General features: G+C 63.2%; 25 protein-coding genes and 3 pseudogenes. 16 read left to right on the top strand and 12 right to left on the bottom strand.

The window, feature by feature from the left end:
- Positions 1–145: 145 nt before the first annotated feature.
- On the top strand, positions 146–958 hold the full coding sequence (locus HK436_RS20205; protein ID WP_173192637.1) for a glycosyltransferase: 813 nt from the start codon (positions 146–148) through the stop codon (positions 956–958).
- 2 nt (positions 959–960) lie between these two features.
- Positions 961–1,881: an NAD-dependent epimerase/dehydratase family protein gene (locus tag HK436_RS20200; RefSeq protein WP_173192635.1), complete on the top strand. Its 921-nt coding sequence runs from the start codon at positions 961–963 to the stop codon at positions 1,879–1,881.
- Between the two features lie 65 nt (positions 1,882–1,946).
- Here the strand turns inward: HK436_RS20200 and HK436_RS20195 are convergent, their stop codons facing one another.
- On the bottom strand, positions 1,947–3,158 hold the full coding sequence (locus tag HK436_RS20195; RefSeq protein WP_173192633.1) for a mandelate racemase/muconate lactonizing enzyme family protein: 1,212 nt from the start codon (positions 3,156–3,158) through the stop codon (positions 1,947–1,949).
- 13 nt (positions 3,159–3,171) lie between these two features.
- Positions 3,172–4,260: a Zn-dependent alcohol dehydrogenase gene (locus HK436_RS20190; protein ID WP_312860646.1), complete on the bottom strand. Its 1,089-nt coding sequence runs from the start codon at positions 4,258–4,260 to the stop codon at positions 3,172–3,174.
- A 164-nt stretch (positions 4,261–4,424) separates the two neighbouring features.
- Between HK436_RS20190 and HK436_RS20185 the strand changes: the two genes are divergently transcribed.
- Genes HK436_RS20185 through HK436_RS20175 form a run of 3 tightly spaced genes read left to right on the top strand, consistent with a single transcriptional unit; the run spans position 4,425 to position 5,873 of the window.
- The gene (locus tag HK436_RS20185; protein WP_173192631.1) at positions 4,425–4,817 is read left to right on the top strand and encodes an acyl-CoA thioesterase; all 393 of its coding nucleotides are present in this window, start codon (positions 4,425–4,427) and stop codon (positions 4,815–4,817) included.
- Between the two features lie 11 nt (positions 4,818–4,828).
- Positions 4,829–5,464, top strand: a complete 636-nt coding sequence (locus tag HK436_RS20180; RefSeq protein WP_244649068.1) for an RNA polymerase sigma factor — start codon at positions 4,829–4,831, stop codon at positions 5,462–5,464.
- A gap of 19 nt (positions 5,465–5,483) precedes the next feature.
- Complete coding sequence (locus HK436_RS20175; protein ID WP_173192629.1) at positions 5,484–5,873, top strand: VOC family protein; 390 nt, start codon at positions 5,484–5,486, stop codon at positions 5,871–5,873.
- A 15-nt stretch (positions 5,874–5,888) separates the two neighbouring features.
- Here HK436_RS20175 and HK436_RS20170 read toward each other — a convergent pair whose 3' ends face one another.
- The gene (locus HK436_RS20170; RefSeq protein WP_244649066.1) at positions 5,889–6,254 is read right to left on the bottom strand and encodes a winged helix-turn-helix transcriptional regulator; all 366 of its coding nucleotides are present in this window, start codon (positions 6,252–6,254) and stop codon (positions 5,889–5,891) included.
- Positions 6,255–6,343: 89 nt separating this feature from the next.
- Here HK436_RS20170 and HK436_RS20165 point away from each other — a divergent pair, with 89 nt between their 5' ends.
- A complete protein-coding gene (locus HK436_RS20165) occupies positions 6,344–6,943 on the top strand; it encodes an NADPH-dependent FMN reductase (protein ID WP_173192625.1) in 600 nt (199 codons plus the stop codon).
- A gap of 50 nt (positions 6,944–6,993) precedes the next feature.
- Here the strand turns inward: HK436_RS20165 and HK436_RS20160 are convergent, their stop codons facing one another.
- The 4 genes and pseudogenes from HK436_RS20160 to HK436_RS20145 form a co-directional block, all read right to left on the bottom strand.
- Entirely contained in the window at positions 6,994–8,304 is a 1,311-nt protein-coding gene (locus tag HK436_RS20160) for a hemolysin family protein (protein ID WP_173192623.1), read from the bottom strand.
- A gap of 67 nt (positions 8,305–8,371) precedes the next feature.
- Positions 8,372–9,193: an extensin-like domain-containing protein gene (locus tag HK436_RS20155; protein ID WP_173192621.1), complete on the bottom strand. Its 822-nt coding sequence runs from the start codon at positions 9,191–9,193 to the stop codon at positions 8,372–8,374.
- Positions 9,194–9,287: 94 nt separating this feature from the next.
- Positions 9,288–9,959, bottom strand: a complete 672-nt coding sequence (locus tag HK436_RS20150; protein ID WP_173192619.1) for an extensin-like domain-containing protein — start codon at positions 9,957–9,959, stop codon at positions 9,288–9,290.
- Positions 9,960–10,089: 130 nt separating this feature from the next.
- Positions 10,090–10,544 (bottom strand): annotated as a pseudogene (locus HK436_RS20145) (DUF3775 domain-containing protein).
- An 81-nt stretch (positions 10,545–10,625) separates the two neighbouring features.
- Here HK436_RS20145 and HK436_RS20140 point away from each other — a divergent pair.
- From HK436_RS20140 to HK436_RS20130, 3 genes are all read left to right on the top strand, one after another.
- Positions 10,626–10,976 (top strand): DMT family protein, encoded by a 351-nt coding sequence (locus HK436_RS20140; protein WP_173192617.1) that lies wholly within the window; start codon positions 10,626–10,628, stop codon positions 10,974–10,976.
- 189 nt (positions 10,977–11,165) lie between these two features.
- On the top strand, positions 11,166–11,639 hold the full coding sequence (gene greA, locus HK436_RS20135) for a transcription elongation factor GreA (RefSeq protein ID WP_173192615.1): 474 nt from the start codon (positions 11,166–11,168) through the stop codon (positions 11,637–11,639).
- A gap of 38 nt (positions 11,640–11,677) precedes the next feature.
- Positions 11,678–12,733, top strand: a complete 1,056-nt coding sequence (locus HK436_RS20130) for a glycosyltransferase family 4 protein (protein WP_173192613.1) — start codon at positions 11,678–11,680, stop codon at positions 12,731–12,733.
- On the opposite strand, the gene HK436_RS20125 is transcribed toward HK436_RS20130, so the two are convergent.
- Both HK436_RS20125 and HK436_RS20120 read right to left on the bottom strand, forming a co-directional pair.
- Positions 12,718–13,569 (bottom strand): FkbM family methyltransferase, encoded by an 852-nt coding sequence (locus HK436_RS20125; RefSeq protein WP_173192611.1) that lies wholly within the window; start codon positions 13,567–13,569, stop codon positions 12,718–12,720. The genes HK436_RS20130 and HK436_RS20125 overlap by 16 nt on opposite strands.
- Before the next feature lie 10 nt (positions 13,570–13,579).
- Positions 13,580–14,056: an Lrp/AsnC family transcriptional regulator gene (locus HK436_RS20120; RefSeq protein ID WP_173192609.1), complete on the bottom strand. Its 477-nt coding sequence runs from the start codon at positions 14,054–14,056 to the stop codon at positions 13,580–13,582.
- A 261-nt stretch (positions 14,057–14,317) separates the two neighbouring features.
- On the opposite strand from HK436_RS20120, the pseudogene trxB reads away from it, so the two are divergent.
- A pseudogene (gene trxB / locus HK436_RS20115) lies at positions 14,318–15,290 on the top strand (thioredoxin-disulfide reductase).
- Between the two features lie 32 nt (positions 15,291–15,322).
- The gene (locus tag HK436_RS20110) at positions 15,323–16,219 is read left to right on the top strand and encodes a LysR family transcriptional regulator (protein ID WP_173192607.1); all 897 of its coding nucleotides are present in this window, start codon (positions 15,323–15,325) and stop codon (positions 16,217–16,219) included.
- A 567-nt stretch (positions 16,220–16,786) separates the two neighbouring features.
- On the opposite strand, the pseudogene HK436_RS20105 reads toward HK436_RS20110, so the two are convergent.
- A pseudogene (locus tag HK436_RS20105) lies at positions 16,787–18,831 on the bottom strand (elongation factor G).
- A gap of 184 nt (positions 18,832–19,015) precedes the next feature.
- On the opposite strand from HK436_RS20105, the gene HK436_RS20100 reads away from it, so the two are divergent.
- Positions 19,016–19,816, top strand: coding sequence for a potassium channel family protein (locus tag HK436_RS20100; protein ID WP_173192605.1), 801 nt, complete (start codon positions 19,016–19,018; stop codon positions 19,814–19,816).
- Between the two features lie 20 nt (positions 19,817–19,836).
- Here HK436_RS20100 and HK436_RS20095 read toward each other — a convergent pair whose 3' ends face one another.
- Both HK436_RS20095 and HK436_RS20090 read right to left on the bottom strand, forming a co-directional pair.
- On the bottom strand, positions 19,837–21,156 hold the full coding sequence (locus HK436_RS20095; protein WP_173192603.1) for an alpha/beta hydrolase family protein: 1,320 nt from the start codon (positions 21,154–21,156) through the stop codon (positions 19,837–19,839).
- A 170-nt stretch (positions 21,157–21,326) separates the two neighbouring features.
- Complete coding sequence (locus HK436_RS20090) at positions 21,327–22,529, bottom strand: pyridoxal phosphate-dependent aminotransferase (RefSeq protein WP_173192601.1); 1,203 nt, start codon at positions 22,527–22,529, stop codon at positions 21,327–21,329.
- A 193-nt stretch (positions 22,530–22,722) separates the two neighbouring features.
- Between HK436_RS20090 and HK436_RS20085 the strand changes: the two genes are divergently transcribed.
- The 4 genes from HK436_RS20085 to ugpB all read left to right on the top strand — a co-directional run bounded on the left by HK436_RS20085 (position 22,723) and on the right by ugpB (position 26,668).
- Positions 22,723–23,598: an EAL domain-containing protein gene (locus tag HK436_RS20085; RefSeq protein WP_173192599.1), complete on the top strand. Its 876-nt coding sequence runs from the start codon at positions 22,723–22,725 to the stop codon at positions 23,596–23,598.
- Entirely contained in the window at positions 23,595–24,425 is an 831-nt protein-coding gene (locus HK436_RS20080) for an EAL domain-containing protein (protein WP_173192597.1), read from the top strand. The genes HK436_RS20085 and HK436_RS20080 overlap by 4 nt, the downstream gene beginning before the upstream one ends.
- Before the next feature lie 98 nt (positions 24,426–24,523).
- A complete protein-coding gene (locus tag HK436_RS20075) occupies positions 24,524–25,135 on the top strand; it encodes a glutathione S-transferase family protein (protein ID WP_173192595.1) in 612 nt (203 codons plus the stop codon).
- A 222-nt stretch (positions 25,136–25,357) separates the two neighbouring features.
- The gene (gene ugpB, locus HK436_RS20070; RefSeq protein WP_173192593.1) at positions 25,358–26,668 is read left to right on the top strand and encodes a sn-glycerol-3-phosphate ABC transporter substrate-binding protein UgpB; all 1,311 of its coding nucleotides are present in this window, start codon (positions 25,358–25,360) and stop codon (positions 26,666–26,668) included.
- Positions 26,669–26,674: the final 6 nt, after the last annotated feature.

The raw sequence follows: 26,674 nt of genomic DNA, 5'->3' as shown, positions 1-26,674 counted from the left end.
GGGGAGATCAGCTTTCATCGCTGCCCGAGCTCTCCCTGCCACGCTGGCGATGGGCGGTAGCGGATGTGAAGGCCGATCTCCCCCACGTGGGGAGATGTCCGGCAGGACAGAGGGGGCAACGTAGAGCGCTTGCTTTGCCGTCCCGATGATTTCTCGCGCCTACGTCACACTCGTCACCAACGCCGACTACGTGCTCGGCGCGACGGCGCTTGTGCGGTCGCTGCGTGCCACGGCAACCACGGCCGAGATCGTCGTCATGCACACCGGCGGCGTCGAGCATGCTGCGCTCGCGCCGCTGGAAGCGCTGGGCGCGCGGCTTCACCTCGCCGAACTGCTGCCGACCTCCGATGCGTTCAATGCCCGCCATCAGCGCGAGCGCATCCATGCCGAGAACCCGTTCACCAAGGGGCGCAAGCCGGCCTTCCATACGCCGCTCGACAATTTCGCAAAGCTGCGGCTGTGGGAGTTGGAAGACTATGACAGCGTCGTCTTCATCGACGCCGACGCCGTCGTGGTGCGCAACATCGACCGGCTTTTCCTCTATCCGGAGTTCAGCGCGGCCCCGAATGTCTATGAGGGGCTGGCGGATTTCCACCGTCTCAATTCCGGCGTCTTTGTCGCCAAGCCTTCGCGCGTGACCTTCGAGAAGATGCTATCTCGCCTTGATGCGCCCGACGCTTACTGGCCCCGCACGGACCAGACGTTCCTGCAGTCCTTCTTTCCGAACTGGCACGGCCTGCCCGTGTTCTACAACATGCTGCAGTATGTCTGGTTCAACCTGCCGGAACTGTGGGACTGGAAGTCGGTGCACATCGTGCATTACCAGTATGAGAAGCCTTGGGAACGGCAACACCCCAAGGCAGACCTGCTGCGACCCCTGATAGACCTCTGGCAGAGCTATCTCGAAGGTTCCCCGCCGGACATCGACCGGCTGCCCAATCCCGAGCGTAAGGAGTAGCGATGCCGACAACGCTGGTTTCCGGCGGTGCGGGCTATGTGGGGCGTTTTATTGTCAATATGTTGCTGGAGCGCGGCTACGACGTGGTCGTGATGGGGCGGCGCGCGCCGCCGCCGGGCACCTTTGTGGCGCCGGTGAAATTCGTGGAAGGTTCGCTCGATCCAGACCGCGACCAATCGGCGGCTTTTGCCGGCGTCGACAGCTTCGTGCACGCCGCCTTCGATCATCTCCCGGGCCGTTACCGTGGCGGCGAGGGCGACGACCCGGCGGGCTTCCGCCTGCGCAACGTCGACGGCTCGATGGCGCTTTTCGAGCAGGCACGTGCCGCGGGTGTGCGGCGCGCCGTGTTCCTGTCCTCACGCGCGGTCTACGGCACCCAGCCGCCCGGCACGCAGCTCAATGAGGCGATGCGCCCGCATCCCGACACGCTCTACGGCGAGGTCAAGCTTGCCGTCGAGCGGCGGCTGCATGCGATGGCGGGCGAGGGGTTCGCGCCGTCTTCGCTGCGCGTGACCGGCGTCTATGGGCTGGCCGGACGCGACAGTCCGGAGGACAAATGGACCCCGCTGCTGCGGGACTGGCTCGCCGGCAGGCCTGTCGAGCCGCGGGCAGGCAGCGAAGTCCATGGCGAGGATGTCGGCGCTGCGGTGGCGGTGGTCCTCGATGCGTCCTTCGATGCCGTATCCGGGCAGGTCTTCAACGTTTCCGATCTGATGGTCGACCGGTGCGATCTGCTGGTGATGGTGCAGCAGGCGACGGGATGTTCCAACCCGCTTCCGCCCGCGTCCGATACCTCGCGATTCAATGTCATGACGACGGAGAAGATCACAAGCCTCGGCTGGAAGCCGGGCGGCGCCAGAAGCCTGCGCGAGACGGTTCGCGATCTCGTCGACCGCTTGCATGCCGGCGCAGCAGTGCGTTGAGAAACTGATTCAACGACTTGCGGAATTGAATCGCGTTTCGGCGTTAAGGGATTGAAATCTATGCGCTACGGAAACAGCGGTTCCTGCGCCATCTGAAGGTGCAGGTGCTCGCCGTCGTAGGGATGCGCCTCGCAGACGGCTTCGTCGAGCTCGACGCCGATGCCGGGTTCCGTGGACGGGATGACGTGGCCGTCCTGCCATTCGATCTTCTTTTTCAGCAGTTTCGCGTGGAAGCCGTCCCACTGCTTCAGCGATTCCAGGATCAGGAAGTTCGGCAGCGTCACCGCGAGCTGGATGTTGGCCGCGCCGACCAGCGGTCCGCAATAGCAGTGCGGCGCCACCTGGATGTGGAACGCTTCCGCCATCGCGGCGATCTTCTTGGTCTCGAGGATGCCGCCCGAGCGGCCGAGATCGGGCTGGATGATCGATGCGGCGCGGTTCTCGATGACCCGGGCAAACTCCCACTTTGTCGTCAGCCGCTCGCCGGTCGCCACCGGAATCGAGGTTCCGCGCGCCACCTGCGCCATCACCTCGGGCATGTCCGGCGGTACCGGCTCCTCGAACCATAGCGGATCGTAGGGTTCGATCGCGCGCGCCATGCGCAGCGCGCCGGAAGCGGTGAACTGGCCGTGCGTGCCGAACAGAATGTCGGCGTTCATGCCGACGGCCTCGCGGATCGCTGCGACCATTCGGGTCGAGGTGTCGATGTCGACGAGGCGCGGCTGGTGCCCGTCGAAGGCGGTATAGGGCCCGGCGGGGTCCAGCTTCACGGCGTTGAAGCCCTGACGCACATATTCGGCAGCGCATTTTGCGGCGAGGTCGGGGTCGTTGTAGACGTTCCTGCCCCGTGCATCCTCTGAGTGCACGCTGCCTTCGTGCGGATAAAGATAGGTGTAGGAGCGCAGCGTCTCGTGCACGCGGCCGCCGAGTAGCGCATAGACCGGCTTGCCCGCTTCCTTGCCGATGATGTCCCAGCACGCCATTTCGAGCGCGGAGACGCAGCCCATCATCGAAACGTCGGGGCGCTGCGTGAAGCCGGACGAATAGGCCCGGCGGAAGAAGGTCTCGATGTCGTGCGGGTCGCGGCCGACGAGGTAGCGCTCCGCGCAATCCTCGATCATCGCGGCGGTCACGCGCGGGCCGAAGGTGGCGTTATAGGCCTCGCCATAGCCGGTCACGCCGCCATCGGTCGTCAGCCGAACGAAGATGAAATATTTGCCACCGATGCCCGGGGGCGGGTTCCCCACGACCCAGGTTTTGACGTCGGTGATTTTCATGAAGGACTCCAGCCTAGAATACGATCACGTTTCGCAACGCCTTGCCGGCGTTGACCGCCGCGATTGCTTCGTTGATTTGGGCCAGAGGGTAACGGGCGCTGACCAATTCGTCGAGTTTCAGCCTGCCGGCGCGGTAGTGATCGACCAGCATCGGGATGTCGCGCGAGACGTCCGTCTCGCCCATCTTGGACCCGAATATGCGCTGGTTCCATGCGGCCATGGTGCCGGGGTCGTAGGAGGCCATCACGCCGGATGGCGGCATGCCGACGATGACCACCGCGCCGTTTTTGGTGAGATATGAGAAAGCGCCGTCGAAGGCGGCTTTCGCGCCCACGGTGACGAACACATAATCGACGCCCCTGCCGCCAGTGAGCGCCATGATCTCTGCGGCCGCATCGGTCGTGACGGGGTTAAACGCGTGCGTCGCTCCGAAAGCGCGTGCCGCCGTCAGCTTGTCTTCGGAAAGATCGAGCGCGATCACCATGGATGCGCCGGCCAGCGCCGCACCCTGAACGCTGTTGAGGCCGACGCCGCCGCAGCCGACCACGGCGACCGCCTGTCCCGGCCGCACTTTCGCAGTGTTGACCACCGCGCCGAAGCCAGTGATGACGCCACAGGCGAGCAGGGAAGCCGGTTCGAACGCCATATCGTCGGGGAGCTTGGCAAGCTGGCTTTTATGCACGACCACCTTCTCGGCAAAGGCTCCGGTGCGCATGGATTGCACGTATGGTGTCCCGTCCGTTCCGGTCAGCGGGCTTTTTGCGTCGAGCGGAAACACCTCCTCGCACATCACCAGGCTGCCCTGTCCGCAATAATGGCAGCCGCCGCATGAGCGTATCAGCGTGACGACGACACGGTCGCCGAGCGCGACGCCGTCGACCTCATCGCCGATCGCCGACACGATGCCGGCGGCCTCGTGTCCGTAGACTGCGGGCAGGCCGCCGCCCCATGCGCCTTCGGCGTAGAAGATGTCGGAATGGCAGATGGCGCAGGCTTTCACGTCGACCATAACCTCGCCGGGACCGGGATCGGCGATGTCGATCTCCTCGATCGAAAGCGGCTCTCCGAAACGATGGCAGATGGCGGCCTTTATGCGTGTCACAGTCTACTCCGGGTTCGCTGCGGGCCGCAGCCTAGGACAGCTCCCCGTGCGGACGCGAGAAAAAGGCGACGCCGCGCGCCGCAATTACGCCATCGCCGCGCATTGACCGCGGCGCGACGTAACGCTAGGCGAGAAAGAACAGTGCCTGCAGGAGAGGAGCCGCAATGAACCGCAACGACGTCAATCCTGTGGGCGAATTGACCTTGCGGACGCTGGCCATGCCTGCCGACGCTAATGCTGCCGGCGACATCTTCGGCGGCTGGGTGATGGCTCAGATGGATCTTGCCTGTGGCATCCGGGCGGCTGAACGCGCCAAAGGCCGCGTCGTGACGGCTGCGGTCAAGGAGATGTCGTTCGCCAAGCCGATGAAGGTGGGCGATACGCTCTGCATCTATATCGACATCACCAGGGTCGGCCGCACCTCCATGACGCTGCGCGTCGAGGCCTGGGCGCAACGCTACCTCAGCGACCTGATGGAGCGTGTGACCCACGCCGATTTCGTGATGGTGGCGCTCGACAGCCAGGGTAAGCCGACGCCGATTCCCGACGAAAAGTAGCGACACCGACAATGTCTGCCCCGCTCACGCGCGCCGCCTATCTCGACCTGCTGGCGTTGGCGCGGCGGCATGCTTGCAGGGGTGTCGAGGCGGACGATCTTCTGCAGGATACGCTGGCGGTGGCGCTATCGTCCGGGCGCGCGCCTTCTATCGAAAACCGCGCATGGCTTGGCGGTGTGATGCGCAATCTTGCGCGGATGAGCGCGCGCAGCGCAGTGCGCAGGAGCAATCGCGAAAGTCAGGCAGTTTTGGCAGCGCCGGTGGCGGACGAGCCGCCGCCCTGTGCAGCGCTCCCTCAACTCGACGGACTGGCGCCATCTCTGCGGATCGTCGCGGTGCTCGCGCTATCGGGACACAACAAGGCCGAGATACGCTCTCTCCTGCGCATCTCCGACGAGGCGCTGCGCCAGCGCATCGCAGCACTTCGGCGCGCGTTGTCCCGGGTCGGCCGGGAAGTGCCGCCCGGCCTGCCGGCGCTGCACGGTGCGCTTGCGTTCGGCTCCATACGCCGCGGCCTGTTGCCCGTCTTGCGCACCGGCTATGTCGATTTCGCCAGTCACGATCCCGAGGGTCATCCGATCGCCTTCAGAATTTCTCGCCCGGAGACCTCACAAAACCACCACCGGCGGCAACTGACGGGCGCATGACAGATCAAGGAGCAAATCCATGCTTTCCAAATCCCGCATCGGCAATATCTGCTATTACGTCAGTGATATCGACCGCACGGAGGCGTTCTACCGCGATGTGGTGGGTCTCGACGTGCAGCGCATGGATGACGACGGCGACGGCAATGCGTGGCTGATCGCCAGCATCGCCAACAATATCGACCTGCTCTTCTTCAGGATGGAGTCCCGGCCGGGCAATTCGCCGATTGTCGTCTTCGATTTGGCTGAGGGCGGCATTGACGATGTCGTCGAGGGGCTCGCGCAAAAGGGCGCGACCATCGTCACGCCGGTAAGCCACGCGCCGGGCGGCTGGTCGAGCGAGTTCGCCGACCCCGACGGTCACCAGATATCGGTCTACCAGACCGAGGATGCGCCGCGTTCGCGTAAATAGCGCAACGTTTCGATCCTAGACCTGATCCGCATCGAAACGGGTGCGCGCGCTATTGATCTTGCCGATGTTTGCGCGCGCCCACAGCGCCAGCCCCTTGACCGGCACGCGCAAGTCGCGGCCAAGATCGGTCAGCTCGTAATCGACGCGCGGCGGGATCGTCGGATAGACGGTTCGCGTCACCAGCCCGTCGCGTTCGAGGCCGCGCAGGGTCGACGTCAGCATCTTCTGCGAGATGTTGCCGATCAGCCGGCGGAGCTCGTTGAAGCGCATGGGGCCGTCGCTGAGCAGTTCCACCACGAGCACCGTCCACTTGTCGCCGACACGGGACAGCACGTCACTGACGGCCTGACAGGCGGTATGGTCACGGTGACTGAGTGTCAACAAAGTGCCTCCTTGTGCACTGCAAAACCAGTCTCCTATATAGCCCCAGTATCCAAAGGATACCATGTTTTCCGTGAAAGGACACAAAAATGGCAAAGCCAAGGATTGGGGTAATCATCGGTTCCACGCGTCCGGGCCGCTTCGGCGACAAGCCGGCCGAATGGATCGCCGAGCGCGCAAAGGCCACCGGCGAGTTCGAGGTCGAGATCGTCGACCTGCGCGACTATCCGCTTCCGTTCTTCGACGAGCAGGCGTCGCCCGCATACGCCCCCTCGAACGCAGATGGCGCCAAGGCGTGGCAGGACAAGATCGCCAGCCTCGACGGCTACATCGTCACCGCTGCCGAATATAATCGCGGTCCGACGGCCGTGCTGAAGAACGCGCTCGACTACGCCTATAACGAGTGGAACAACAAGCCGGTGGCCTTTGTGGGCTATGGCGGCGTCGGCGGTGCCCGCGCGATCGAGCAGCTTCGGCTGCATGCGGTCGAGCTTCAGATGAACCCGATCCGCAATGGCGTTCACATCGTCTGGGCCGACTACGCGCAGATCGCCTCCGGCGACAAGAAACTCTCCGATTTCGCGCACCTGAACGACGCGGCCGACGGTATGCTGAAGCAGTTCGGTTGGTGGACGAGGGCGCTCAAGACCGCCCGCGATGCCGACAAGGCCGCCGCCAAGGCTGCCTGACGATTATCTCTCCGGAACGGCGCGAACCCGGTTCGCGCCGTTCCGAGACCTCATGGCATATGTTCGCGGTGGGTCTTGATCGAGCGGATCGCCAGCACTTTGTCGATGCGGCGGCCGTCGAGGTCCACGACCTCGAAACGCCAGCCGAGCGCGTGCACGGACTCGCCGGTTGCCGGCAGGTGATGCATGTGCGACAGCACGAAGCCGGCAAGCGTCTGGTAGTCACGCTTTGCTGGAAGCGTTATGCTTAGCAAGTCGGCCATCTCGTCAATCGGCATATAGCCGGCAAGCAGCCATGAGCCGTCGTCGCGCTGCACGGCGACAGCTTCTTCCTCATCATCAAGATCCGACTTGAAGACCCCGGTGATCGTCTCGAGGATGTCGGCGGGCGTGACCACGCCTTCGAAATCGCCATACTCGTCATGAACGAGCGCCATTGGCATATCGGCTTCTTTCAAAGTCGTCAGCACATCGAGCGCGTCGGCGTTGTCGTGAACGATCGGCGCAGGATGGATGAGCGTACGCAGGTCGAACGTTCGCTTTCCGACAAGTGCGGCCAGCGCCTCCCTCGTGCGCACCACACCGATCATCTGGTCGACACTGCCATCGGCCACCGGCAGCAGCGCATGCCGCGCTTCCAGCAGCTTGGTGCGCAGGTTGGCCTTGCTGTCCTTGGCATCCAGCCAGTCGATCTCCGTTCGCGGCGTCATGATCGCGCGGACGCTGCGGTCGGCGAGCCGCATCACGCCCGCGATCATCTTGCGTTCGTCGCTTTCCACGACGCCGTGGCTCTCAGCTTCCGCGATGAGGCTTACGATCTCCTCGTCGGTCACCTTGGAGGCGCCTTCGTCCGACTGGCCAAGCAGGCTCAGCACCGTCTTGCCCGAGATGTCCAGCAGCCAGACCAGCGGAGCGCCGAGCACCGACAGGATGTGCATGGCAGGCGCGACACGCGAGGCCACGCCCTCCGGGTTGCGCAGGGCAATCTGCTTGGGCACGAGTTCGCCGATGATCAGCGATCCATAGGTGATGAGGGCAACGACCGTGCCCACGCCGAGCGTGCCGGCCAGGCTTGGGGACAGCCCGAGTTCGTTAAGCCAGGAAGACATCCTCAGGCCAAGCGTTGCGCCCGAGAAGGCGCCCGACAGCACGCCCACCAGCGTGATGCCGATCTGAACCGTGGAAAGGAACCTGCCCGGATCGGCGGCAAGTTTCGCGGCCTTTGCGGCTCCCGTGTTACCACGCTCGGCCATCGCAGCGAGACGCGCCGGCCGCGCCGAGACGACCGCCAGTTCCGACATGGCCAGCAGGCCGTTGACGCAGATGAGAACAACGACGATGGCGATTTCGACTGTAAGCATGATTTCCGCTTAGCACCGACAATGCCTTCGCGCGACAGGAAACTTGCTGCGCCTGCGCCCGACAGGCCTATTTGCAGGCGACGTAACCGTTGCGGCGGTTCTTGATGTCGAAGTGGAAGTGGTCAGCGTGAGCTGCGTTGTAGCCCGGTCCGAGAACGGTGCTGAAATAGTCGCAGCCGCCTGTGCGGACATTGTTGAGCAGGCTGCGCTGGCGGAAACTGAACCAGCCGGGCTTGCGCACGTCGATGTCGCTGCCATTCTTGAGCTCGATGCGCATAACGTCGAGCGCGTTGCCCTTGGAGTGTTCCGAGGCGACGCCACCCGAACCGGCGATGTTGCGGCAGGAATAGCTGGAGCCCTGATGGATGGTCTTCACACCGCTCAGATAGCGCCAGCGCGCAGCGGGCGCGAGTTCTTTCTTGGTCCAGCTCGCAAAGGCCAGCGCCATGTCGCAGCTCAGGGTTGCGGCCGGCTTCATCTGGATATTGCCGGACAGGCGGCTCACCTGCACCGGGTGGTCGATGCGGCAGGACCCTCCCTGGTTGATCGGCGCCAGATCCTGATAGGTGGCGCCCATCCTGCGCAACTGGCGGCGGCACTCAACTTCGCTCGCGGGCATTGCCGCGCCGGGCGAGGCGCGAGGCGTCGACAGGCGAGGGTAGGCAGCCGTCATCGCGCTCAGTGGCGCGAGCCTTGCAAGTCCCCGCGGCTGCGAGATGGAGGAGGTCTGCGCGCCGACATCGACGGTCGGCGTCAGCACGCTGCTGACCGAGCATGAGGTGAAAGCGAGCGCACCCGCACCGATCGCCGCCGCCCGAACCAGGGTGCGCGCGCGTCTGCGGATCGATCCAAAGAGTTTCGCTGCCCCGCTACGCAATACTTTGGGCATCCCGTCTTCCCTGTCCCGTACGCTTGTAGTCTAGGCGGGAAGGGTAAAGGAAACCTGTGCGGGCGGATTCACCGCTGTGGCGGCAATGGGGCAGCTATTCGCACCACGTTCCACCGTTTCGCCTTCGGGCGAGATCGAAATGGAAGTGGTTGGCGTGGTCCGCGTCACTACCGGGGCCGAGCACGGTCTTGAAAGGACCGCACGCTGCCTTCTGGATGGCCTTGACCAGCCTGGAACGGCGCGGGGCCGCCGATCCATGCGCCTGGACCTCTATGCGCGTTCCATCTTCAAGCACCAGCGCACCCCAATCGAGCGCGTTGGCGAAAGCGTGTTCGGATAGCTTTTTGGAGCCGTTGCGTGGCCGGCACACATAGGCCGATACCTGTTCGATGGCGGCGAGATCCGATCCGAATGCGCCTCGCGTCAGCGGGCCGGCATGGTCCTGAACGAACCTCGCGGATGCTTCCGCCATCGCGCATGTCAGCACCGCAGGCGGTGTCAGTTCGACATCCTTTGAGAGCCGCGAGACCGTGACTGGATGCGTTGCCGAGCAGCCCAGGTCATCCGCGAGCGGCTCGTGCTCCTCGAAGACAACGCCCAATGTCTCAAGCCGTTCGCGACATTGGGCTTCTTCGGCCGGCATGGCCGGTGGAGTTGTCGTTGCCGGTTCCGCCGGCTGGGTCTCGTTGGTCTGCGGCTTCGGGTCCGGCGCGGCCATCGTCGCAGGCAGTTCGCCAACCTCGGCTGCGTATGACCACCCCGGCAAGGTTAGGCTCGCCAGCAACAACAGCATCGGTCGGGATTTTCGAAGGAGGCGCATCATGTTGACGTGGGCGTCAGGGCAGGCGGCGGCAACAGTCGCGCCCTTCAATTACCGTAACGGAGCGTTGCAGACATCAGGCCCCGATCGCCTCGAGGCCTTCTTCAAGCCAGTCGCCCAGCATCGGCATGCCGAGCAGATATTTCGAAGCGCGCCGCCCGGCACCGCGCTGGCGGGCCTCCGCGACGGCGGCCTCCCATTCGGAGGCGTCGAAATCGCCGCGACCGATCCAGGCGATCGCGATCAGTTCGGCGGCCTCGTCGACATTCAAGTCGTTCATGAGGGCGCGCAGCTCGCGCTCGGTCAGGTCTTCCGCCTCCTCCTCGGCCAGCCCGTCATGATGGTGCGATCGTGCGAGCTGTCGTCCAGCTCGATCTCGTGTTCACTCCCTGCCTCGTAGTCGTGGTTAAGAGCGGCGCTGATCGCCTTCGCCTTCAGCACGAAGAGCCGCACCGTATCGGGGCCGATGGTCAGCTCCCATTCCTTCTGGATCCGTTTCTGCAACGTCTCGCTCCCTGAAGAACGGTTCATCATAGCGGATTTCTGGTGATTTTCATGTCGGAGTTGTGCAATGGCTGATCTTCGCTTTCCTCTCGCGCAAAACGGTCCCGCATGTCGTTCCTGCTGTCGCCCAAGGTGTTGCCGGTGCTGCTGCTTGTCGCGTCCAACGTCTTCATGACGCTGGCGTGGTACGGCCATCTCAAATTCAAGACCGCGCCGCTCTATATGGCGGTTTTTGCGAGCTGGATGATCGCGTTCGTGGAGTACTGGCTTGCGGTGCCTGCGAACCGGATCGGTCATTCGGTCTATTCGGCGGCCGAGCTCAAGACCATGCAGGAAGTCATCACTCTGGTGGTCTTCGCGGTGTTTTCGGTGCTTTACCTCAAGGAGGCGATCACCTGGAACCACCTTGCCGGCTTCGCCCTGATCGCGGGCGGCGCAGCCCTGATATTCAAGGGGTGAGGGGCGGGCGGCGAAGTGACGCTGGTCTGGACCAGTCAAAATTCTTCGTGAAAAACGCGGCAGAACCGTTATATTTGGTCGAACAAGCAATAAACGGTTCGTTGGCCGCGGCTGCCGGACCGTTTTCTTTTTGTGTCTCGCGCCATGGATGCGCGGACCGGAAAAAGACAAAGGAAAGGGTCGACTGACATGAACAAGGTCCCGATGACGGTCGGTGGGTTCGAGACGCTGAAGGAGGAGCTGCGCTGGCGCCAGCAGGAAGAGCGTCCGCGGATCATCGAGGCGATCTCGGAAGCGCGTTCTCATGGTGACCTTTCGGAGAACGCGGAATATCACGCTGCCAAGGAATCGCAGAGTCTCAACGAAGGCCGCGTCAACGAACTCGAGGATCTGATCGCGCGCGCCGACGTTATCGACGTGTCGAAGCTGTCTGGCGACAAGGTCAAGTTCGGCGCGACCGTTGTGCTGGTCGACGAGGATACCGAGGAAGAAAAGACCTACCAGATCGTCGGCGACCAGGAAGCCGACGTGAAGGCCGGCCGCATCTCCATTTCCTCGCCGATCGCGCGGGCGCTGATCGGCAAGGGCGTCGGCGACGAGGTCGAGGTCAATGCGCCGGGCGGCGCGCGCGGCTACGAGATCGTCGAGCTGCGCTGGGCGTGAGCGGGGCAGCGCACGCCGGACCACCGGCTCGCGTCGCCATGTCGAGCGTCCTTGCGATAGCGCCGAACTTCAAGCGTCGACTTTCAGGCGTCACGAGCACCATCATCCAGCTCGTGCCGCTGCAGGCCGCGTCGATCGGCATTGTGACGCTGGGCCCGGGCTTGCCCGACCATTTGCCGAAGATGCGATGGTGGCAGGTGCCGGCGCTGATCAAGCGCCCGGCGGGTGCACGCTTCCGGGTCTGGCATGCGCGCCGCAATGTCGAGATGCTCGGCGGCCTCATCCTCAGGGACGTGTTCCGCGCGCCGCTGAAGCTTGTCTTCACGTCCGCCTCACAGCGCGCGCATACCGGCTGGACGCGTTTCCTCATTCGCCGGATGGACGAGGTTGTCGCCACCAGCCGCAAGACGGCTGGCTATCTCGAAGTGCCACATAGCGTCATCATGCACGGCATCGATACCGGCCGGTTCCACCCGGCCGAGGAAAAGGCCGAGGCCGTTCGCGCGCTCGGGCTCGACCCCGCGTTTCACTATATTGGCTGCTTCGGGCGCGTGCGGCGGCAGAAAGGCACAGACCTGTTCGTCGATGCGATGGTTGCGCTGCTGCCGAAACATCCCGAATGGGCAGCCGTGGTCGCCGGACGTGCGACGGCGCAGCACAAGGCCTTCGAGGACGAGTTACGTGCACGCGTTGCCGCCGCCGGCCTGTCGGACCGCATTCTGTTCGTCGGCGAGCATCGCGACATCGAACGCTGGTATCGGGCGCTGTCGTTGTTCGTCGCGCCGCAGCGCTGGGAAGGATTCGGGCTAACGCCGCTCGAGGCGATGGCAAGCGGGGTGCCGGTCGTGGCCGCGGATGTCGGCGCGTTTTCCGAGCTTGTCGAGGAAGGCGAGACCGGCACGGTGATCGCTCCGGACGACCTCGCGGCAATGACGGCAGCGGTAGAAGATTACCTGCGCGATCCGGAGCGGGCGGAACTTCACGGGGAAAACGGCCGCCGGCATGTCGCTGCGCGGTTCCGGCTCGAAGGCGAGGCGGAGCGGTTGATCGAGATTTACAGGCGGCTTGGCGGAACGCCTCAGCCGAGCATGTAGAATGAATTGTAGCGCGAGCGCCCCACCGGTCGGTAGCCGCGGTTCTTGAAAGCAGCCCTGCAGGCCGGGTAGTCGTCGCTTCCGTTCGGACGTTCGATAACGATCCGCGCGGGAAGAAGTTCGCCGTCACAAGTCTCGAGAAACGGAGCCAGGACACGGTCCTCGTGCCCTTCGACGTCGATCTTGAGGCCGTCAATCCGAGTTGTTCCAGCTTCCGCGAGTATGGAAGGCAGGGTGCGGATCACGATGCCGCCTTCGCTGTCGTCGGCAAGCGCGGCGCTGGCAATGTTGTTCTTGCGCAGACTGAGAGACCCCGTGCCTTCATGGTCGCTCACGGCGCACGGGAAAATCGCGATGTTGTCGATGCCGGACGCCGTGGCGTTCCAGGCGAGCCGCCGTGCCATCAGCCGGTTCGCGTCGATAGCCACCACCTTTCCGGCTGGGCCTGCCCGCTTCGCAAGGGGAAGCGTGTAGAGGCCGATATTGGCCCCGATATCCAGAAAGGTGCCGCCCGAAGGAACGCCTTCGATCAGGAAATCCAGATCGGCCGCATTGTAATTCGGATTAAGCAGAAGCCCCGATTGAATCGAGTTGTCCAGGCCGCGAAGGCGATACGCGCAATCGCGGAACCGAACGTCCAGAGGTCCACCTGCGCTCCCCATAACGGCACGGGTGACCGCACCGCGGAAGAGGCCACGGTGTAGAAAGCTGGCGCGGGCAATCGCTATCAGCGCCTTCTGCCGGCCATCGGGCGCGAAGTGCCCGAATGGCAGGTGCTCGTCTCGATCGACGCCTTCATGCTCTTCGCTGGAAAGCGGTCTGGTTGTCGCGGTCATTGTCGAAACCCTATTCGCCGATGCCCACGAGCCCCTCGTCCTTCACCTGGCGGATAGTCAGTGCGGTACGCACGGTGTCGACGTTGGGGGCTGAGGTCAGTTCCTCGATGACGAAGGTCTGGAAAGCGGTGAGGTCGCTCGCCACGCAATGCAGCATGAAATCCGACTCGCCCGAAACCATCCACGCGCGCCGCACGATCGGCCAGTTGAGCGTGCGGGCGGCAAAAGCCTTCAATTCCGCTTCCGACTGGTGGTGAAGCCCTATCAGGCAGAAGGCGACGACATCGAGCCCCAGTTCACGCGCGTTGAGCAATGCCCGGTATCCACGGATGATCCCCGCATCCTCGAGGCGCTTGACCCGCCGCAGGCAGGGCGGGGCGGATATGCCGACGCGGCGCGACAATTCGACATTGGTCATCCGGCCGTCATCCTGAAGCTCCTTGAGGATCTTCCAGTCGATGGCGTCGAGGTCGGCCTTAATGGGCATCTGGTGGTTCCGGGTGGGCGAGGAGAGAGATCTGTCGCGTTTCGGTCTCGAAACTAGCGGATAATGTCCCAGCATCCAAAGCTTTTTGGCCGCTTTGCGCCGGTAGGTGAGGCGGGAGAACGACTTTCCCCAGCCTTTGCCGGGCGGAACAATTCGTCGCCTTGCAACGGCCGGGCCACAACACCTAGATTAGCGGCAACAATTCCACAGCGATTTTGCGACGCGCTCCGGCGCGCAGCAGCAGCGGCAGAAGGCAACGTCATGACAGCGAAACACGCGCCTGTCCTCATCATCGGTTCGGGTCCGGCCGGCTATACGGCGGCGATCTACGCCGCGCGCGCAATGCTGGAGCCGGTGCTGATCTCCGGCATGCAGCAGGGCGGGCAGCTCACCATCACCACCGACGTCGAGAACTATCCCGGCTTCGCCGACCCTATTCAGGGGCCTTGGCTGATGGAGCAGATGCTGAAACAGGCCGAGCATGTCGGCGCCGAGATCGTCACCGACCTCGTGACCAACGTCGATCTGGACGTGCGGCCGTTCCGCATCTCGACGGATTCCGGCACGGAATACACATGCGATGCGCTGATCGTCGCTACGGGCGCGCAGGCCAAATGGCTTGGCCTGCCTAGCGAGCAGACTTTCATGGGCTTTGGCGTTTCGGCTTGCGCCACCTGCGACGGTTTCTTCTACCGTGGCAAGGATGTGGTGGTGGTCGGTGGCGGCAACACCGCGGTCGAGGAAGCGCTTTACCTTGCAAACCTCGCCAAGAGCGTGACGGTGGTTCACCGCCGTGACGAATTCCGGGCCGAGCGCATCCTGCAGGATCGCCTTTTCAAGAAGGACAACATCAAGGTTCTCTGGGATCATCAGGTCGACGAGATCGTCGGCGATGTGCGCAAGGCGCCGCTGCCGCCGTCGGTGACCGGCCTCAGGCTCAAGAACACCAAAACAGGCGAAGTGACTGAAATGTCGACGGATGGTGTTCGTCGCGATCGGCCATGCGCCGGCCGTGGAACTGTTCGCAGGCAAGCTCAAGCAGAAGCCGAACGGCTATCTGTGGACGGCACCGGATTCGACCGTGACCGATGTGCCGGGCGTTTTTGCGGCTGGCGATGTCACCGACGATATCTATCGCCAGGCGGTCACGGCGGCTGGTCTCGGCTGTATGGCCGCGCTTGAAGCCGAGCGTTACATCGCTGAAATGGAAGCGCACCGGGAAGCGGCGGAATAGCCGTCCCGCAATCTGGTTGAGGGGACCGGAAAATGGCTCTGGACTGGGACAAGCTGCGCGTTTTCCACGCAGCCGCGGAGGCTGGGTCGTTCACCCATGCCGCCGAGAGCCTGCGCCTGTCGCAATCGGCGATCTCGCGGCAGGTGAGTGCGCTTGAGCAGGATGTCGGGGTGGCATTGTTCCATCGGCATGCACGCGGCCTCGTTCTGACCGAGCAGGGCGAAATGCTCTACCAGGCGGCGCACGAAGTGCTGATGAAGCTCGAAAGCGTGAAGATGCGCCTCACGGAGGCCAAGGACCGGCCGTCCGGGCCGCTGCGCGTCACGACGACTGTCGGCCTCGGCTCCGGCTGGCTGACCGAGCGCGTGCAGGAGTTCCTCGACCTCTATCCGGAAATCCAGCTCCAGCTCATCCTCGCCAACGAGGAACTGGACCTGACTCTGCGCCAGGCCGATTGCGCCATCCGCCTGCGGCAGCCGCAGCAGCCGGATCTGATCCAGCGTCGCCTGTTTACGGTGCACTTCCACCTCTATGCAGCACCTTCCTACGTTAACAAGCACGGCAAGCCGCGCTCCATAGACGAGCTGGACCAGCACCGCATCGTCAGCTTCGGCGAGCCGGTGCCGTCGCATCTCGCCGACATGAACTGGCTGGAGACGGCCGGGCGTCCGGAGGGATCGAAGCGCGTGGCCTCGCTGCAGATCAACAACATCATGTCGATTAAGGCCGCAGTACAACGTGGTGCAGGCATCGCCATGTTGCCCGACTACATGGTCGAAAAGGATTCCGGACTGGTCCAGCTCATGCCCGAGACGGAGGTGCCGTCGTTCGACACCTATTTCTGTTATCCGGACGCGATGAAGAACCAGGTCAAGCTGCACGTCTTCCGCGACTTCCTGATCGCCAAGGCGCGGAGCTGGTCATATTGACGCCAGTCGCTGCCCGGCAGGGTGGCAGGTTGCCCGGCAAACAAGCCATGCGCGACCTGCATAGGTGCAATGCAAAATACCTTGCTTGCATTTTGGGCAGATAACGCTCATATCCTAATCATCTCCCGGGCGCGTTCCTCCTCCCATTAGCGCCCGCGAGTGTTCCCCTCTGGAGGTTTTGCCTAACGGCACTTCCAATAACTCAGCCGGATCTTCCCAGATCCGGCTTTTTTCTTGTCTGCATGCCTGATTGTTGCTCGTCCGCAGCCGCGAATGCCGGGAAAGCGGGCACGTAACGGTGACTTGTAACCCTCCGTAACCTGCGCGAGCGCGTGCAGGTCGGTTAGGAATTGAAGTCAGGACGCGGTGGCGCTGAGGCGTAGCGGGAGATGGGGGCATCTGTCGCAACGAAGAGGCGTTCAGGCAAACGCCGTGTCCCACTCACAACCGTCCCGGCTTGTTCCGGTAATATGCGGCGGGCCTGCCGAAATCGGACGACACGATGGCGGTCTGCAAGGAAACGGCGCCTGGTTTGATCCAGACGCCGTTTCTTGTTTGCGGGTGGTTCTACGCGGCCTTGCCGTTCGCGTTCATCACCTCGTCGGCAAGCCTCCCGGTCAGCTCCGCCATGTGATCGAAAGTCGCCACATACGTGGCGACGCCCGCGTCGCGGATCGCAGCTCGACGATCAGGTTTCCAATCTCGGCCTGTGGCATCATCGCCTCGACCACGTCCCATCCGGGCCAGCCCGGACGACCGTCGAAGCCGAGAATCTGGCCCCGCCTTTGCGGGACGATCGCGGTGACCTTCGCGGTCGCTTCCGATGGCGTGTAGATTTCCACTTTCAGCACCGGTTCGAGCAGAACCGGCGAGCAGGCGGCCATGCCGTCCTTCATGCCGAGCCGCGCGGCTTGCTGGAACGCCATGTCGGAGGAGTCGACCGAATGGTAGGAGCCGTCGGCGAGGTTGACGGCCACGTCGACGACCGGAAAGCCTAGCGGTCCGGTCTTGAGATAGTCCCTTATGCCATGCTCGACCGACGGTATGTACTGCTTCGGTACGACGCCGCCGGTGATCGTGTCGGTAAACTCGAAGCCCGCGCCGCGTGGCAGGGGCTTGATGTCGAGTACCACGTCGCCGAACTGGCCGTGGCCGCCCGACTGCTTCTTGTGCCGGCCACGTTGAGTGACAGATTTGCGGATCGTTTCGCGATAGGGCACCTGCGGCGTGTGGGATTCTACCGGGATCTGGTACTTGCCCTCCAGCCGCTCGACGGTGACCCTCAAATGCATCTCGCCATGGCCGGAGATGATCGTCTCACCGGTATCCTGGTTCTGCTCCATCGACAGCGAGGGGTCTTCCTGCAGCAGTTTCTGCAGGCCGGTCGACAGCTTGACGTCGTCCTTGCGCTCCTTCGGCCTGAGCGCGGTGGTGAAGACTGGCGAGGGCACATCGAGTTCCACCAGCGCCGCAACGCCTTTCGATGTGCTGATCGTGTCGCCCGTCGCGAAGTCGTCGAGCTTGCCGAGCGCGACGGTTTCGCCTTCTTCCGCCGCCGGAATCTTGGACTGGTCCTTGCCAAGCATTCGATAGATGCCGGAAACCTTGCCCGTGGTGCCGGAGGAAGAGAACACCTCCGTCGCATCGGAGATGGTCCCGGACAGCACCCTCGCCAGCGACAGCTTGCCGCCATGCGGCGTGTGGATCGTCTTCATGATCTGAAGCGCGGATTGGCCGGACGGCACGCCAAGGCGCGCGCGTGTCGCTTCCGAATCGGGAGAATCGTGGCGGATCGCCTTCAGCAACCGGAGCACACCGTTGCCCTTTTCGGCCGCGCCGATCAGCACCGGGGTGACGACGCCTTCGCGCAGATCGGCGGCGAGGTCGTCGAAGATGCTGTCGCGCGGCGGCTCGATCTCCTCAAGAAGCTGTTCCATGAGGAGGTCGTCATGGTCGGCCAGCGTCTCCAGCATGGAGAAGCGCGCCTCGATCTCGCGTGCCTTGTCGTCGTCGGGAATGTCCGCGATCGAGCTTTCGGCATACTCGCGATAGATGTAAGCGCGCTCCAGGGCGAGGTCGATCGAGCCTATGACGATGCCGTTCTTGCGCAGCGGGATCTGCCGCAGCAGAAGCGGGATCGAGCTTGCCGGCTGCAGGAGCTTCAGCGTATCGCGCACGCCGACGGTGGCCTTGTCGATCTTGTTGAGAAACAGCATGCGCGGCACGCCCATCGCGTCGAGCTGACGCATGATGAGTTGCAGGGCGGGAAACTTCTTCTCGTCCGGTTCGGCGACCACCACCGCAAGATCGCAGGCAGCCAGCACCGGCTGGGCCTCGAAAGCGAATTCGACGGAACCCGGGCAGTCGACGAAGGTGATGCTCTCACCCAGGAATTCGGTGGTGGCGAAGGTCGCCTCGACGCTCATCTGGTGGGCACGGGCTTCCGGCGTGTGGTCGCCGACGGTGTTGCCCGACGACACCGCGTTCTGTCGCGGGATTGCGCCCGTTCGCGCCAGAATCGCATCGAAAAGCGTTGTCTTGCCGCTCGCAAAGGGACCGACGATGGCTATGCATTTCGGTCCCTTGCGCCGTTCTCCGGCTCTTGCACCCATGATGACCTGACCTCCTCTCACGCGTTACCTCATGAGCGGCGGCCGGCCTTCGGCCGTCGCATGACCACGACGGCTCTGCGGCCGTGCGGGGCCAGATCGTCATCGTCCCACGGGATTCGGGCGAGGGCAAGTGGTTGCCGAGGAGGCAGTGGACGCCGATGGCTGCAGCGTCTATCGAGGCCGTATGACCATCGACAAGACACCAGCCGCCGAAGAAACCAGGTTCGCGGCGCTACGCGCGAAGCTTCGAAAGCTCTATCATGGGCGTTCCCGCGCCGCCCTGCGGTTCCAGCTCGCCGTTACCGTCGTTGATCTGGCAGCCATCGTGTTCTTCATCGCGTCGCCGATGCTGCGCGACCGGCCGTCGTTCCTGTGGATCGACTACACCGTGGCCGCTATCCTCGGCATAGACATCGCCGCGCGTGCACTGGCTTCGAGCGATATCGGGCGCTGGTTCAGGCAGCCGACCATCTGGGTCGACCTGCTCGTGCTGGTGACGCTGCTCTTCCCCCAGACGCTTGCCAATCTGGGGTTCCTGCGCATCCTGCGCTTGTGGACACTGTCGCGTAGCGGCGTGCTTTGGGGGCCGCTCGAGCGCAACGGTTACGGCGAATGGCGCGAGACCGTGCACGCGGTCATGAACCTGCTGACCTTCCTCTTCGTGGTCACAGGTTTCGTCTACACCTTCTTCTTCAACGAAGGGTCGGGTGTGGTGGGGTATGTCGACGCGTTCTATTTCACCGTCGCAACCGTCACGACCACAGGCTTCGGCGATATCGTGCTGCCCGGCACGTGGGGCAAGCTGACATCGATCGTGACAATGATCGTCGGCATATCGTTGTTCGTGCGGCTGGCGCAGGCGATCTTTCGGCCGGCGAAGGTGTTTTTCCCGTGCCCGCAATGCGCGCTTCAACGGCATGAAATGGATGCGGTCTACTGCAAGGCCTGCGGCCACATGCTGAAGATCCCCGACGACAGCGACTGACCGACGCCGGGGAAGCAGGACTATTCCGCTGCTGTCGCGTGCTGCAGGGTCAGTCCCTTTGCGGTGCGATCCCCGAAGCCCTTCCAGTAGGTGTGCTCCGGCTTGCGATTGCCGTTCTCCTCCAGTGCGAAAACGCCGTCAGCCGCATTGGGAATGAGATCGAGATAGGCCTCCATCTCGTTGTCGTTCTTGAGATATTTGCCGAGGAACGCGGTGACGAAGTGCTGGGCGATGTTGTTCATGCGCACCGTATCCCAAACCGCGTCGGCATAGTGTTCGAAGGGCGCGAACCCCAGCTTCTCCGAATGCTTCCACGATTGCGCCGGCGCCGGCATGGGTGCGGCCGCGTTGTGGTTCGCGTTCTCGAAGGTCAGCAGGAAGCGCTCCGGCGCGTTGACGCTTAGATCATAGATCGTCTTCACGCCGCCTTCGTAGAGCGAGACGTCGTCGACGCTGCCGGCGACGATGAAGACGGGCTTGGACACGCCCTTCAGCCCTTCCGCATCCCAGAAACCTGTATTCATGCCCCATGGCGCGAAAGCAACCACGGCCTTGACCCTCTCGTCCGGCAGCGTGGCATAGGTGTCGGACCCCGACAGATGGATCCCCAGCGTGCCGTCGGGTGCGCCCCAGTCATATTCCGTGCTTGCCTGGGTTACGCCGGCTCCGGCGCTGATCATCGCGCCGTATCCGCCCATCGAATAGCCCACGATCGCCGCGTTGCCGGTTTCCACCATGCCGGAGAGGAAGCCGTCTGCCTCGGCGGAAAGCCGCTCCATCTCGTTGAGGACGAACTTCTGGTCGAGCGGGCGATTGACCAGCGTTGAGCCGAACTTGTTCTGGTCGTTGTAAGTCGAGTCCGTGTGGTCGATGGAAGCAACCACGTAGCCCTTGGTCGCCAAGTTCTCGGCGAGATGGCTCAGAAGGAAGCGATTGCCGGGATAGCCGTGCGAGATAATGACGAGCGGGTAGGGGGCGTTGTCGCCTGCCAGCGGCTCGGCATCGCGCACCGCCCTGCCGGTCAGTGTGACCTGCGTTTCGCCGTCGCGCAGATAGACACCTTCATAGGTCCCGCCCTGTTCCGTCGTATCGGCCGGATACCAGACTTCGACGGTCAGTGGACGGTCGTAGCGAGGATGATCCTTGCCGACCTCGACATTGACGATGTCGATCTGGTCCGGGTTGACCAGTTCGATAGTTCGCACGCCGACCGCCCGCTGGCCGTGCGCGGCGAGTTCCGGCGCATCCGGGCGAACCATGTCGATCCGGTTTTCCTGTGCCGCGGCGATCCCGCTCCACATTGCTGCTGCCGTTGCCACGATCGTAACCTGTTTCAGCATGGGTCTTCCTCCCTCGCGTTTTCGCCGGACGTCGTCGGCAGTTTGCACACGCAGACGACAATCGCACAACACAAAGTGCAGTGGAGGCTTGTTCAACGAAAGAGCCCGGCCGACGGGCCGGGCTCAAGGAGTGCATTAAAATAACCGAGGCGAAGCTGGCGCGTGTCGCGTCAGGTGAGGGAGCCAGCGAAGCGCTGGATGCGGGTACAGGCTTCCTCCAGCAGCGCGTCCGACGTCGCGTAGGAGATGCGGAAGTTCGGGCCAAGACCGAAGGCCGAGCCATGGACCGCCGCAACACCTTCGGCCTCCAGCAGTTCCGAGACGAAATCCTCGTCGGTCTCGATCACCTTGCCTGCGGGCGTCTTCTTGCCGAGCAGATCCTGGCACGACGGATATACGTAGAACGCGCCTTCGGGCGTCGGGCAGGAGAGGCCGCGTGCCTGGTTCAACATCGACACGACCAGATCGCGGCGCCCCTGGAAGAGCGTCCTGTTCGTCTCGATGAAGTCCTGCGGTCCGTTGAGCGCTTCGACCGCGGCCCACTGCGCGATCGAGCAGGCGCCCGAGGTCTGCTGGCCTTGCACCATGTCCATCGCCTTGATGATCTGCAGCGGGCCTGCCGCGTAGCCAATGCGCCAGCCGGTCATCGCATAGGCTTTCGAAACGCCGTTCATCGTCAGCGTGCGCTCGTAGAGCGCCGGTTCGACCTCCGCGAGCGTGCGGAACTTGAAGTCGCCATAGGTCAGGTGCTCGTACATGTCGTCGGTCAGCGTCCAGACATGCGGGTGCTTCATCAGCACGTCGGCCAGCGCGCGAAGCTCGGCCTCGGTATAGGCCGCGCCCGACGGGTTGGACGGCGAGTTCATCAGGAACCACTTGGTCTTCGGCGTGATCGCCTTTTCCAGCGCCTCGGCCGTCAGCTTGAAGCCGTTGTCGATCGACGTCTCGGCAAAGACCGGGGTGCCGCCGCAGAGCGCCACCATCTCCGGGTAGCTGACCCAGTAAGGACGCGGAATCACGACTTCGTCGCCGGGGTTCAGCGTGGCGATGAAAGCGTTGAACAGAACCTGCTTGCCGCCGGTGCAGACAATGGTCTGCTCGGGCTTGTAGTCCAGATTGTTCTCGCGCTTGAACTTCGCCGCGATCGCTTCGCGTAGCGGCGTGATGCCGGCGACCGGCGTATATTTGGTCTCGCCGCGCCGGATCGCTTCGACGGCCGCGTTCTTGATATTGTCGGGCGTGTCGAAATCCGGCTCGCCGGCGCCCAGCGAAATCACGTCGCGTCCTTTCGCCTTCAAGTCGCGCGCTTTCTGCGTCACCACGATGGTCGCGGAAGGCTTTACGCGTGAAAGGGCATCGGCGAGGAAGGCCATAATCAAATCTCCGTTCCGGGAAAGGCCGCCCTTCGCGGCCGCGCGTTTAATGTCGCATTGCACACGGAATCGCAAGCGCGGAAAGCGCGAAGCGTTGGTGCAGCGCGGCTCCGGACTGCCGTTAACAGATAGTAAATCCTTCGGTGGGAAGGTCCGACGATGGGGTAAATGCGGGCAGCTTGGAGGACACTGCGTGTCGCGCAGCACAATCTTGGCGCACATCGAGGAGCAGGACGACGGCACTGCCACGGGCATATGGGAACCCTACGTGCTCAGGTCGGCATTTCAGCCGATATTTGCGCTTGGCCACGGCAAGCTCAAGGTCACGGCCTATGAGGGGCTGATCCGTCCCTTCAAAGATGAGCAGAGCGTCTCGCCTCAAGATTTTTTTCTGGCCATACCGGCGGCAGAGCGGCTCAACGTCGAGACTTTGACGCGTACTCTCCATGTGCTCAATGCGGGCAGGTTCCTCGATCCGGAAAAGATGCTGTTCGTCAATTTCGACCCGTCGGTTTTCCACGCGCGTCAGATTGCCGACATGACCTTGCATGAAATGCGCGTCACCCTGAACGAAGCCGGCATCGACCCGCGCAGGGTCGTCTGCGAAGTGACCGAGCAGAAGTCGTCGTCGCAACAGGCACTTGCCATTTTCGTAGAGACATTGCGCAGCAGCGGCTTCCAGGTCGCAATCGACGACTTTGGTGCGGAGGCCTCCGATATGGAACGCGTCGAAGCGCTGAGACCCAACATCGTCAAATTCGACGCGCGCTGGATTTCGCGGCTGATGGAAACCAAGCCGGGCTTCGCCCTGCTGTCAGTGATGGTCGAAGAGTTTGTGTCCAAGGGGATCACCGTTATCTTCGAGGGCATTGAAGAGAACTGGCAACTCGAGGCAGCGGAAGCCGCCGGCGCGCATATGGTGCAGGGCTTCCTTCTTGCGCGGCCGGAAGTCGTGCCTGGCAGCTTCGGCGCCGGTGCAAGCGCCGGCGCGACATCATCTGCTGGAGCAGCGCCGGCAGCTTTCGCCAGATATCCCCACCCAACCTTTGGACGGCGCAAGTCTTCATGAGACCGCAGCGGGTACCTGACGATGCGATTTCCGCTGACGAAATAGGGATCGAGACCGCGCGTCTCGGCGATTTCATCCTGCGCAGTGCATTTCAGCCGGTCTATCGGCGCAAGGCGGGTGGTCTTGTCGCTGCGCATGCCGAAGGTTTCCTACGGCCTTTCAGAGACGGCACTCCAATGCCGCCGAGGCCGTATCTCGCCTCTCTGCCGGCCGGAGAGCGCGCCTTCGCCGAGCGTCTGGCGGCTGCGCTGCATCTCGGCAACTACCGCCATTTCGATCTGCAAGGCCTGGACTGCATAATCGGGGTTGGCTCGTCTCAGGGATTTGCCGAGGACATCGCCAAGCTGCTCGACCGTGTGGAACTGCCGGTCGATCGCATGACCAGCACTTTCCGCAACCTTGCCGCGTTCGATTTCGAGACCATACCTGATATTGTCCGGACGCTGCGAGGGCACGGCCTGCGTATCGCGCTTGGCGGCATAGCCGGCGAGCCGCCACCGCTGGACCTTATCCGCACGGTCGCGCCGGACCTCGTGCGTATCGACGGGCTCTGGTTTCGGCGGGTGGCGGAAAGCGAAGGCGCTTCGCGACTGCTGCCGCGGCTGGTCGAGGGGTTTCAGGCCGACGGCGCGCAGGTGTTGATCGAAGGTATCGAGACGAGGCGGCAGCTTTCGGCTGCGCTCGACGCCGGCGCGGATCTCTATCAGGGATTTCTGCTTTCCGCTCCGCAACTGGCCGGTACGGCAACGGATGCCGCCGAGATCGAATTCTCGGAGATGTTTGCCGGCGAAGCCAAGGTAATCCCTCTGTTCGGCGGACGACGCTGAGACGTATCAACGCCGCTGAAGGGAAGAGCAATTCTTGTCATTGGCGCCTGTGACGGCAATCGCGGATAGTGCCGCGATCGCGAACACAGGGAACAGCCATGCTCACACTCTACGGAATGCACGACAGCGGCAATTGCTACAAGCCGCGCCTGCTGCTGGCCAAGCTCGGACGCCCGTTCCGGCACGTCGAGGTCAACTCGATCACCGGCGAGACCCGGCGTCCCGGCTATCTGGCGAAGAACCCCAACGGCAAGGTGCCGCTGCTGGAGTTCGAAAATGGCCGGCTTCTGGCCGAATCGAATGCGATGCTTCTCCACTTCGCCGAAGGGACGCGCTTCCTGCCTGAGGATGCATACGAACGCGCGCTTGTCTATCAGTGGCTGTTCTTCGAGCAATACAGCCACGAACCGTTCATCGCGGTTCGCCGGGCGCTGAGGAAATATCCGGAGCGGGCAAGCCAGGCGACGCCCGAACGCATGGAGCAGTTGCTGCAGGGTGGGCACGCCGCGCTCGCCGTCATGGAGGACCAGCTCGCGCATACGCCGTTCGTCGCGGGGCAGGCGCTCAGCATCGCCGACATCGCGCTGTTTGCCTATACGCAGGACGCGGACTACGCCGGTTACGAGATGGCGCGCTTTGCGAACGTCGTGGCCTGGCTTGACAGGGTGCGCGCCGACGAAGGCCACGTGCCGATCGACTGGCTGCCCTAGAATCTGCGCGCGGTTTAAACGCAGACTTTCGCCTGATTTTCGTTTCGCTCGCGTTTCGCTGTGGAATGTTCGCCGCGAAATTTCATGAAAGTGAAACAAAACTGTTGCCGAGCCGTCATAGAGCGACAATACTCCCGATTGCGGAGCCGGCTACCGGCCGCGCAGCCTTGGGTTGCGCCTGGTATCCCGGATCTTTCGCCAACGAATTAAAGGGAGCGTAACATGAAGACCCAGGGCTTTGCGGCCGGACTCGCCGCGACATTCACCGTTCTGTCCACATCCGCGGCCTTCGCCGTCACCGAAATCCAGTGGTGGCACGCGATGACCGGCGCCAACAACGAGGTCGTGGAAACGCTCTCGAAGGAGTTCAACGAGAGCCAGAGCGACTACAAGGTCGTTCCGGTGTTCAAGGGCACCTATCCCGAGACGCTGAATGCCGGCATTGCCGCATTCCGTGCGAACCAGTCGCCGCACATCATCCAGGTCTTCGACGTCGGCACCGGCGTGATGATGGCCGCCGAAGGCGCGGTGAAGCCGGTGGCCGAAGTGCTGTCCATGGGCGGCGGAGAGTTCAACAAGGACGAGTACCTGCCGGGCATCGTCGCCTATTATTCCAAGCCCGACGGCACGATGCTGTCGTTCCCTTACAACTCCTCCTCGCCGATCCTCTATTACAACAAGGACATTTTCGAGAAGGCCGGCCTCGACACCGAAAACCCGCCCAAGACCTGGCCGGAAGTGTTCGAAGCCGCCAAGAAGATCAAGGAATCGGGTGCGGCATCGTGCGGCCTGACCTCGACCTGGCTCACCTGGATCGGGCTCGAGAACTTCGCTGCCTGGAACAATCTGCAGTACGGCACGCAGGAGAACGGCCTCGCCGGCACCGATGTCGAGCTGAAGATCAACGAAGGCCTCTTCGTCACCCACTTCCAGAACCTCGCCGATCTCGCCAAGGACGACACGTTCCGCTACGGCGGCCGTACCTCCGAGGCCAAGCAGCTCTTCCTGTCGGGTGAGTGCGCGATCCTGACGGAGTCTTCGGGTGGTCTCGGTGACGTGCTGAAGTCCGGCCTCAACTACGGCCTCGGCCAGCTTCCCTACTATCCGGAAGCAGAAGGCGCACCGCAGAACACGATCCCCGGCGGCGCCAGCCTCTGGGTGTTCGGCGGCCACGAGGACGCAGAGTACGAAGGCGTCGCGGCCTTCTTCAACTTCCTGTCACAGACCGAGATCCAGGAGCGTCTCCACCAGGTGTCCGGCTATCTGCCGGTGACGCTGGCAGCCTACGAGGCGACCAAGGCCTCCGGCTTCTATGACGAGAACCCGGGCCGCGAGATCCCGATCACCCAGATGATGGGCAAGGCACCGACCGAGAACTCGCGCGGCGTCCGCCTCGTGAACCTGCCGCAGGTGCGCGACATCGAGAACGAGGAGTTCGAGAAGATGCTTGCCGGCGAGCAGACCGCGCAGCAGGCGCTCGACAACGCGGTGGAACGCGGCAACGCTGCGATCCAGCAGGCGATCGGCAACTAGCAGTCC

It is taken from the genome of Neoaquamicrobium sediminum (assembly GCF_013240295.1).
Lineage (GTDB): Bacteria > Pseudomonadota > Alphaproteobacteria > Rhizobiales > Rhizobiaceae > Aerobium > Aerobium sediminum.
Note: the sequence above shows the minus strand (reverse complement) of the source record. Positions and strands in the feature narration are given on the sequence as shown.

Coding starts and splice junctions, on each gene's coding strand:
- HK436_RS20080 (WP_173192597.1), top strand. CDS start 23,595: ATGAGACCGCAGCGGGTACCTGACGATGCGATTTCCGCTGACGAAATA.
- HK436_RS20155 (WP_173192621.1), bottom strand. CDS start 9,193: ATGCCCAAAGTATTGCGTAGCGGGGCAGCGAAACTCTTTGGATCGATC.
- HK436_RS20100 (WP_173192605.1), top strand. CDS start 19,016: ATGACCATCGACAAGACACCAGCCGCCGAAGAAACCAGGTTCGCGGCG.
- HK436_RS20185 (WP_173192631.1), top strand. CDS start 4,425: ATGAACCGCAACGACGTCAATCCTGTGGGCGAATTGACCTTGCGGACG.
- ugpB (WP_173192593.1), top strand. CDS start 25,358: ATGAAGACCCAGGGCTTTGCGGCCGGACTCGCCGCGACATTCACCGTT.
- HK436_RS20195 (WP_173192633.1), bottom strand. CDS start 3,158: ATGAAAATCACCGACGTCAAAACCTGGGTCGTGGGGAACCCGCCCCCG.
- HK436_RS20075 (WP_173192595.1), top strand. CDS start 24,524: ATGCTCACACTCTACGGAATGCACGACAGCGGCAATTGCTACAAGCCG.
- HK436_RS20140 (WP_173192617.1), top strand. CDS start 10,626: ATGTCGTTCCTGCTGTCGCCCAAGGTGTTGCCGGTGCTGCTGCTTGTC.
- HK436_RS20090 (WP_173192601.1), bottom strand. CDS start 22,529: ATGGCCTTCCTCGCCGATGCCCTTTCACGCGTAAAGCCTTCCGCGACC.
- HK436_RS20095 (WP_173192603.1), bottom strand. CDS start 21,156: ATGCTGAAACAGGTTACGATCGTGGCAACGGCAGCAGCAATGTGGAGC.
- HK436_RS20165 (WP_173192625.1), top strand. CDS start 6,344: ATGGCAAAGCCAAGGATTGGGGTAATCATCGGTTCCACGCGTCCGGGC.
- HK436_RS20110 (WP_173192607.1), top strand. CDS start 15,323: ATGGCTCTGGACTGGGACAAGCTGCGCGTTTTCCACGCAGCCGCGGAG.
- HK436_RS20160 (WP_173192623.1), bottom strand. CDS start 8,304: ATGCTTACAGTCGAAATCGCCATCGTCGTTGTTCTCATCTGCGTCAAC.
- HK436_RS20130 (WP_173192613.1), top strand. CDS start 11,678: ATGTCGAGCGTCCTTGCGATAGCGCCGAACTTCAAGCGTCGACTTTCA.
- HK436_RS20120 (WP_173192609.1), bottom strand. CDS start 14,056: ATGCCCATTAAGGCCGACCTCGACGCCATCGACTGGAAGATCCTCAAG.
- HK436_RS20180 (WP_244649068.1), top strand. CDS start 4,829: ATGTCTGCCCCGCTCACGCGCGCCGCCTATCTCGACCTGCTGGCGTTG.
- HK436_RS20205 (WP_173192637.1), top strand. CDS start 146: ATGATTTCTCGCGCCTACGTCACACTCGTCACCAACGCCGACTACGTG.
- HK436_RS20125 (WP_173192611.1), bottom strand. CDS start 13,569: ATGACCGCGACAACCAGACCGCTTTCCAGCGAAGAGCATGAAGGCGTC.
- HK436_RS20200 (WP_173192635.1), top strand. CDS start 961: ATGCCGACAACGCTGGTTTCCGGCGGTGCGGGCTATGTGGGGCGTTTT.
- greA (WP_173192615.1), top strand. CDS start 11,166: ATGAACAAGGTCCCGATGACGGTCGGTGGGTTCGAGACGCTGAAGGAG.
- HK436_RS20175 (WP_173192629.1), top strand. CDS start 5,484: ATGCTTTCCAAATCCCGCATCGGCAATATCTGCTATTACGTCAGTGAT.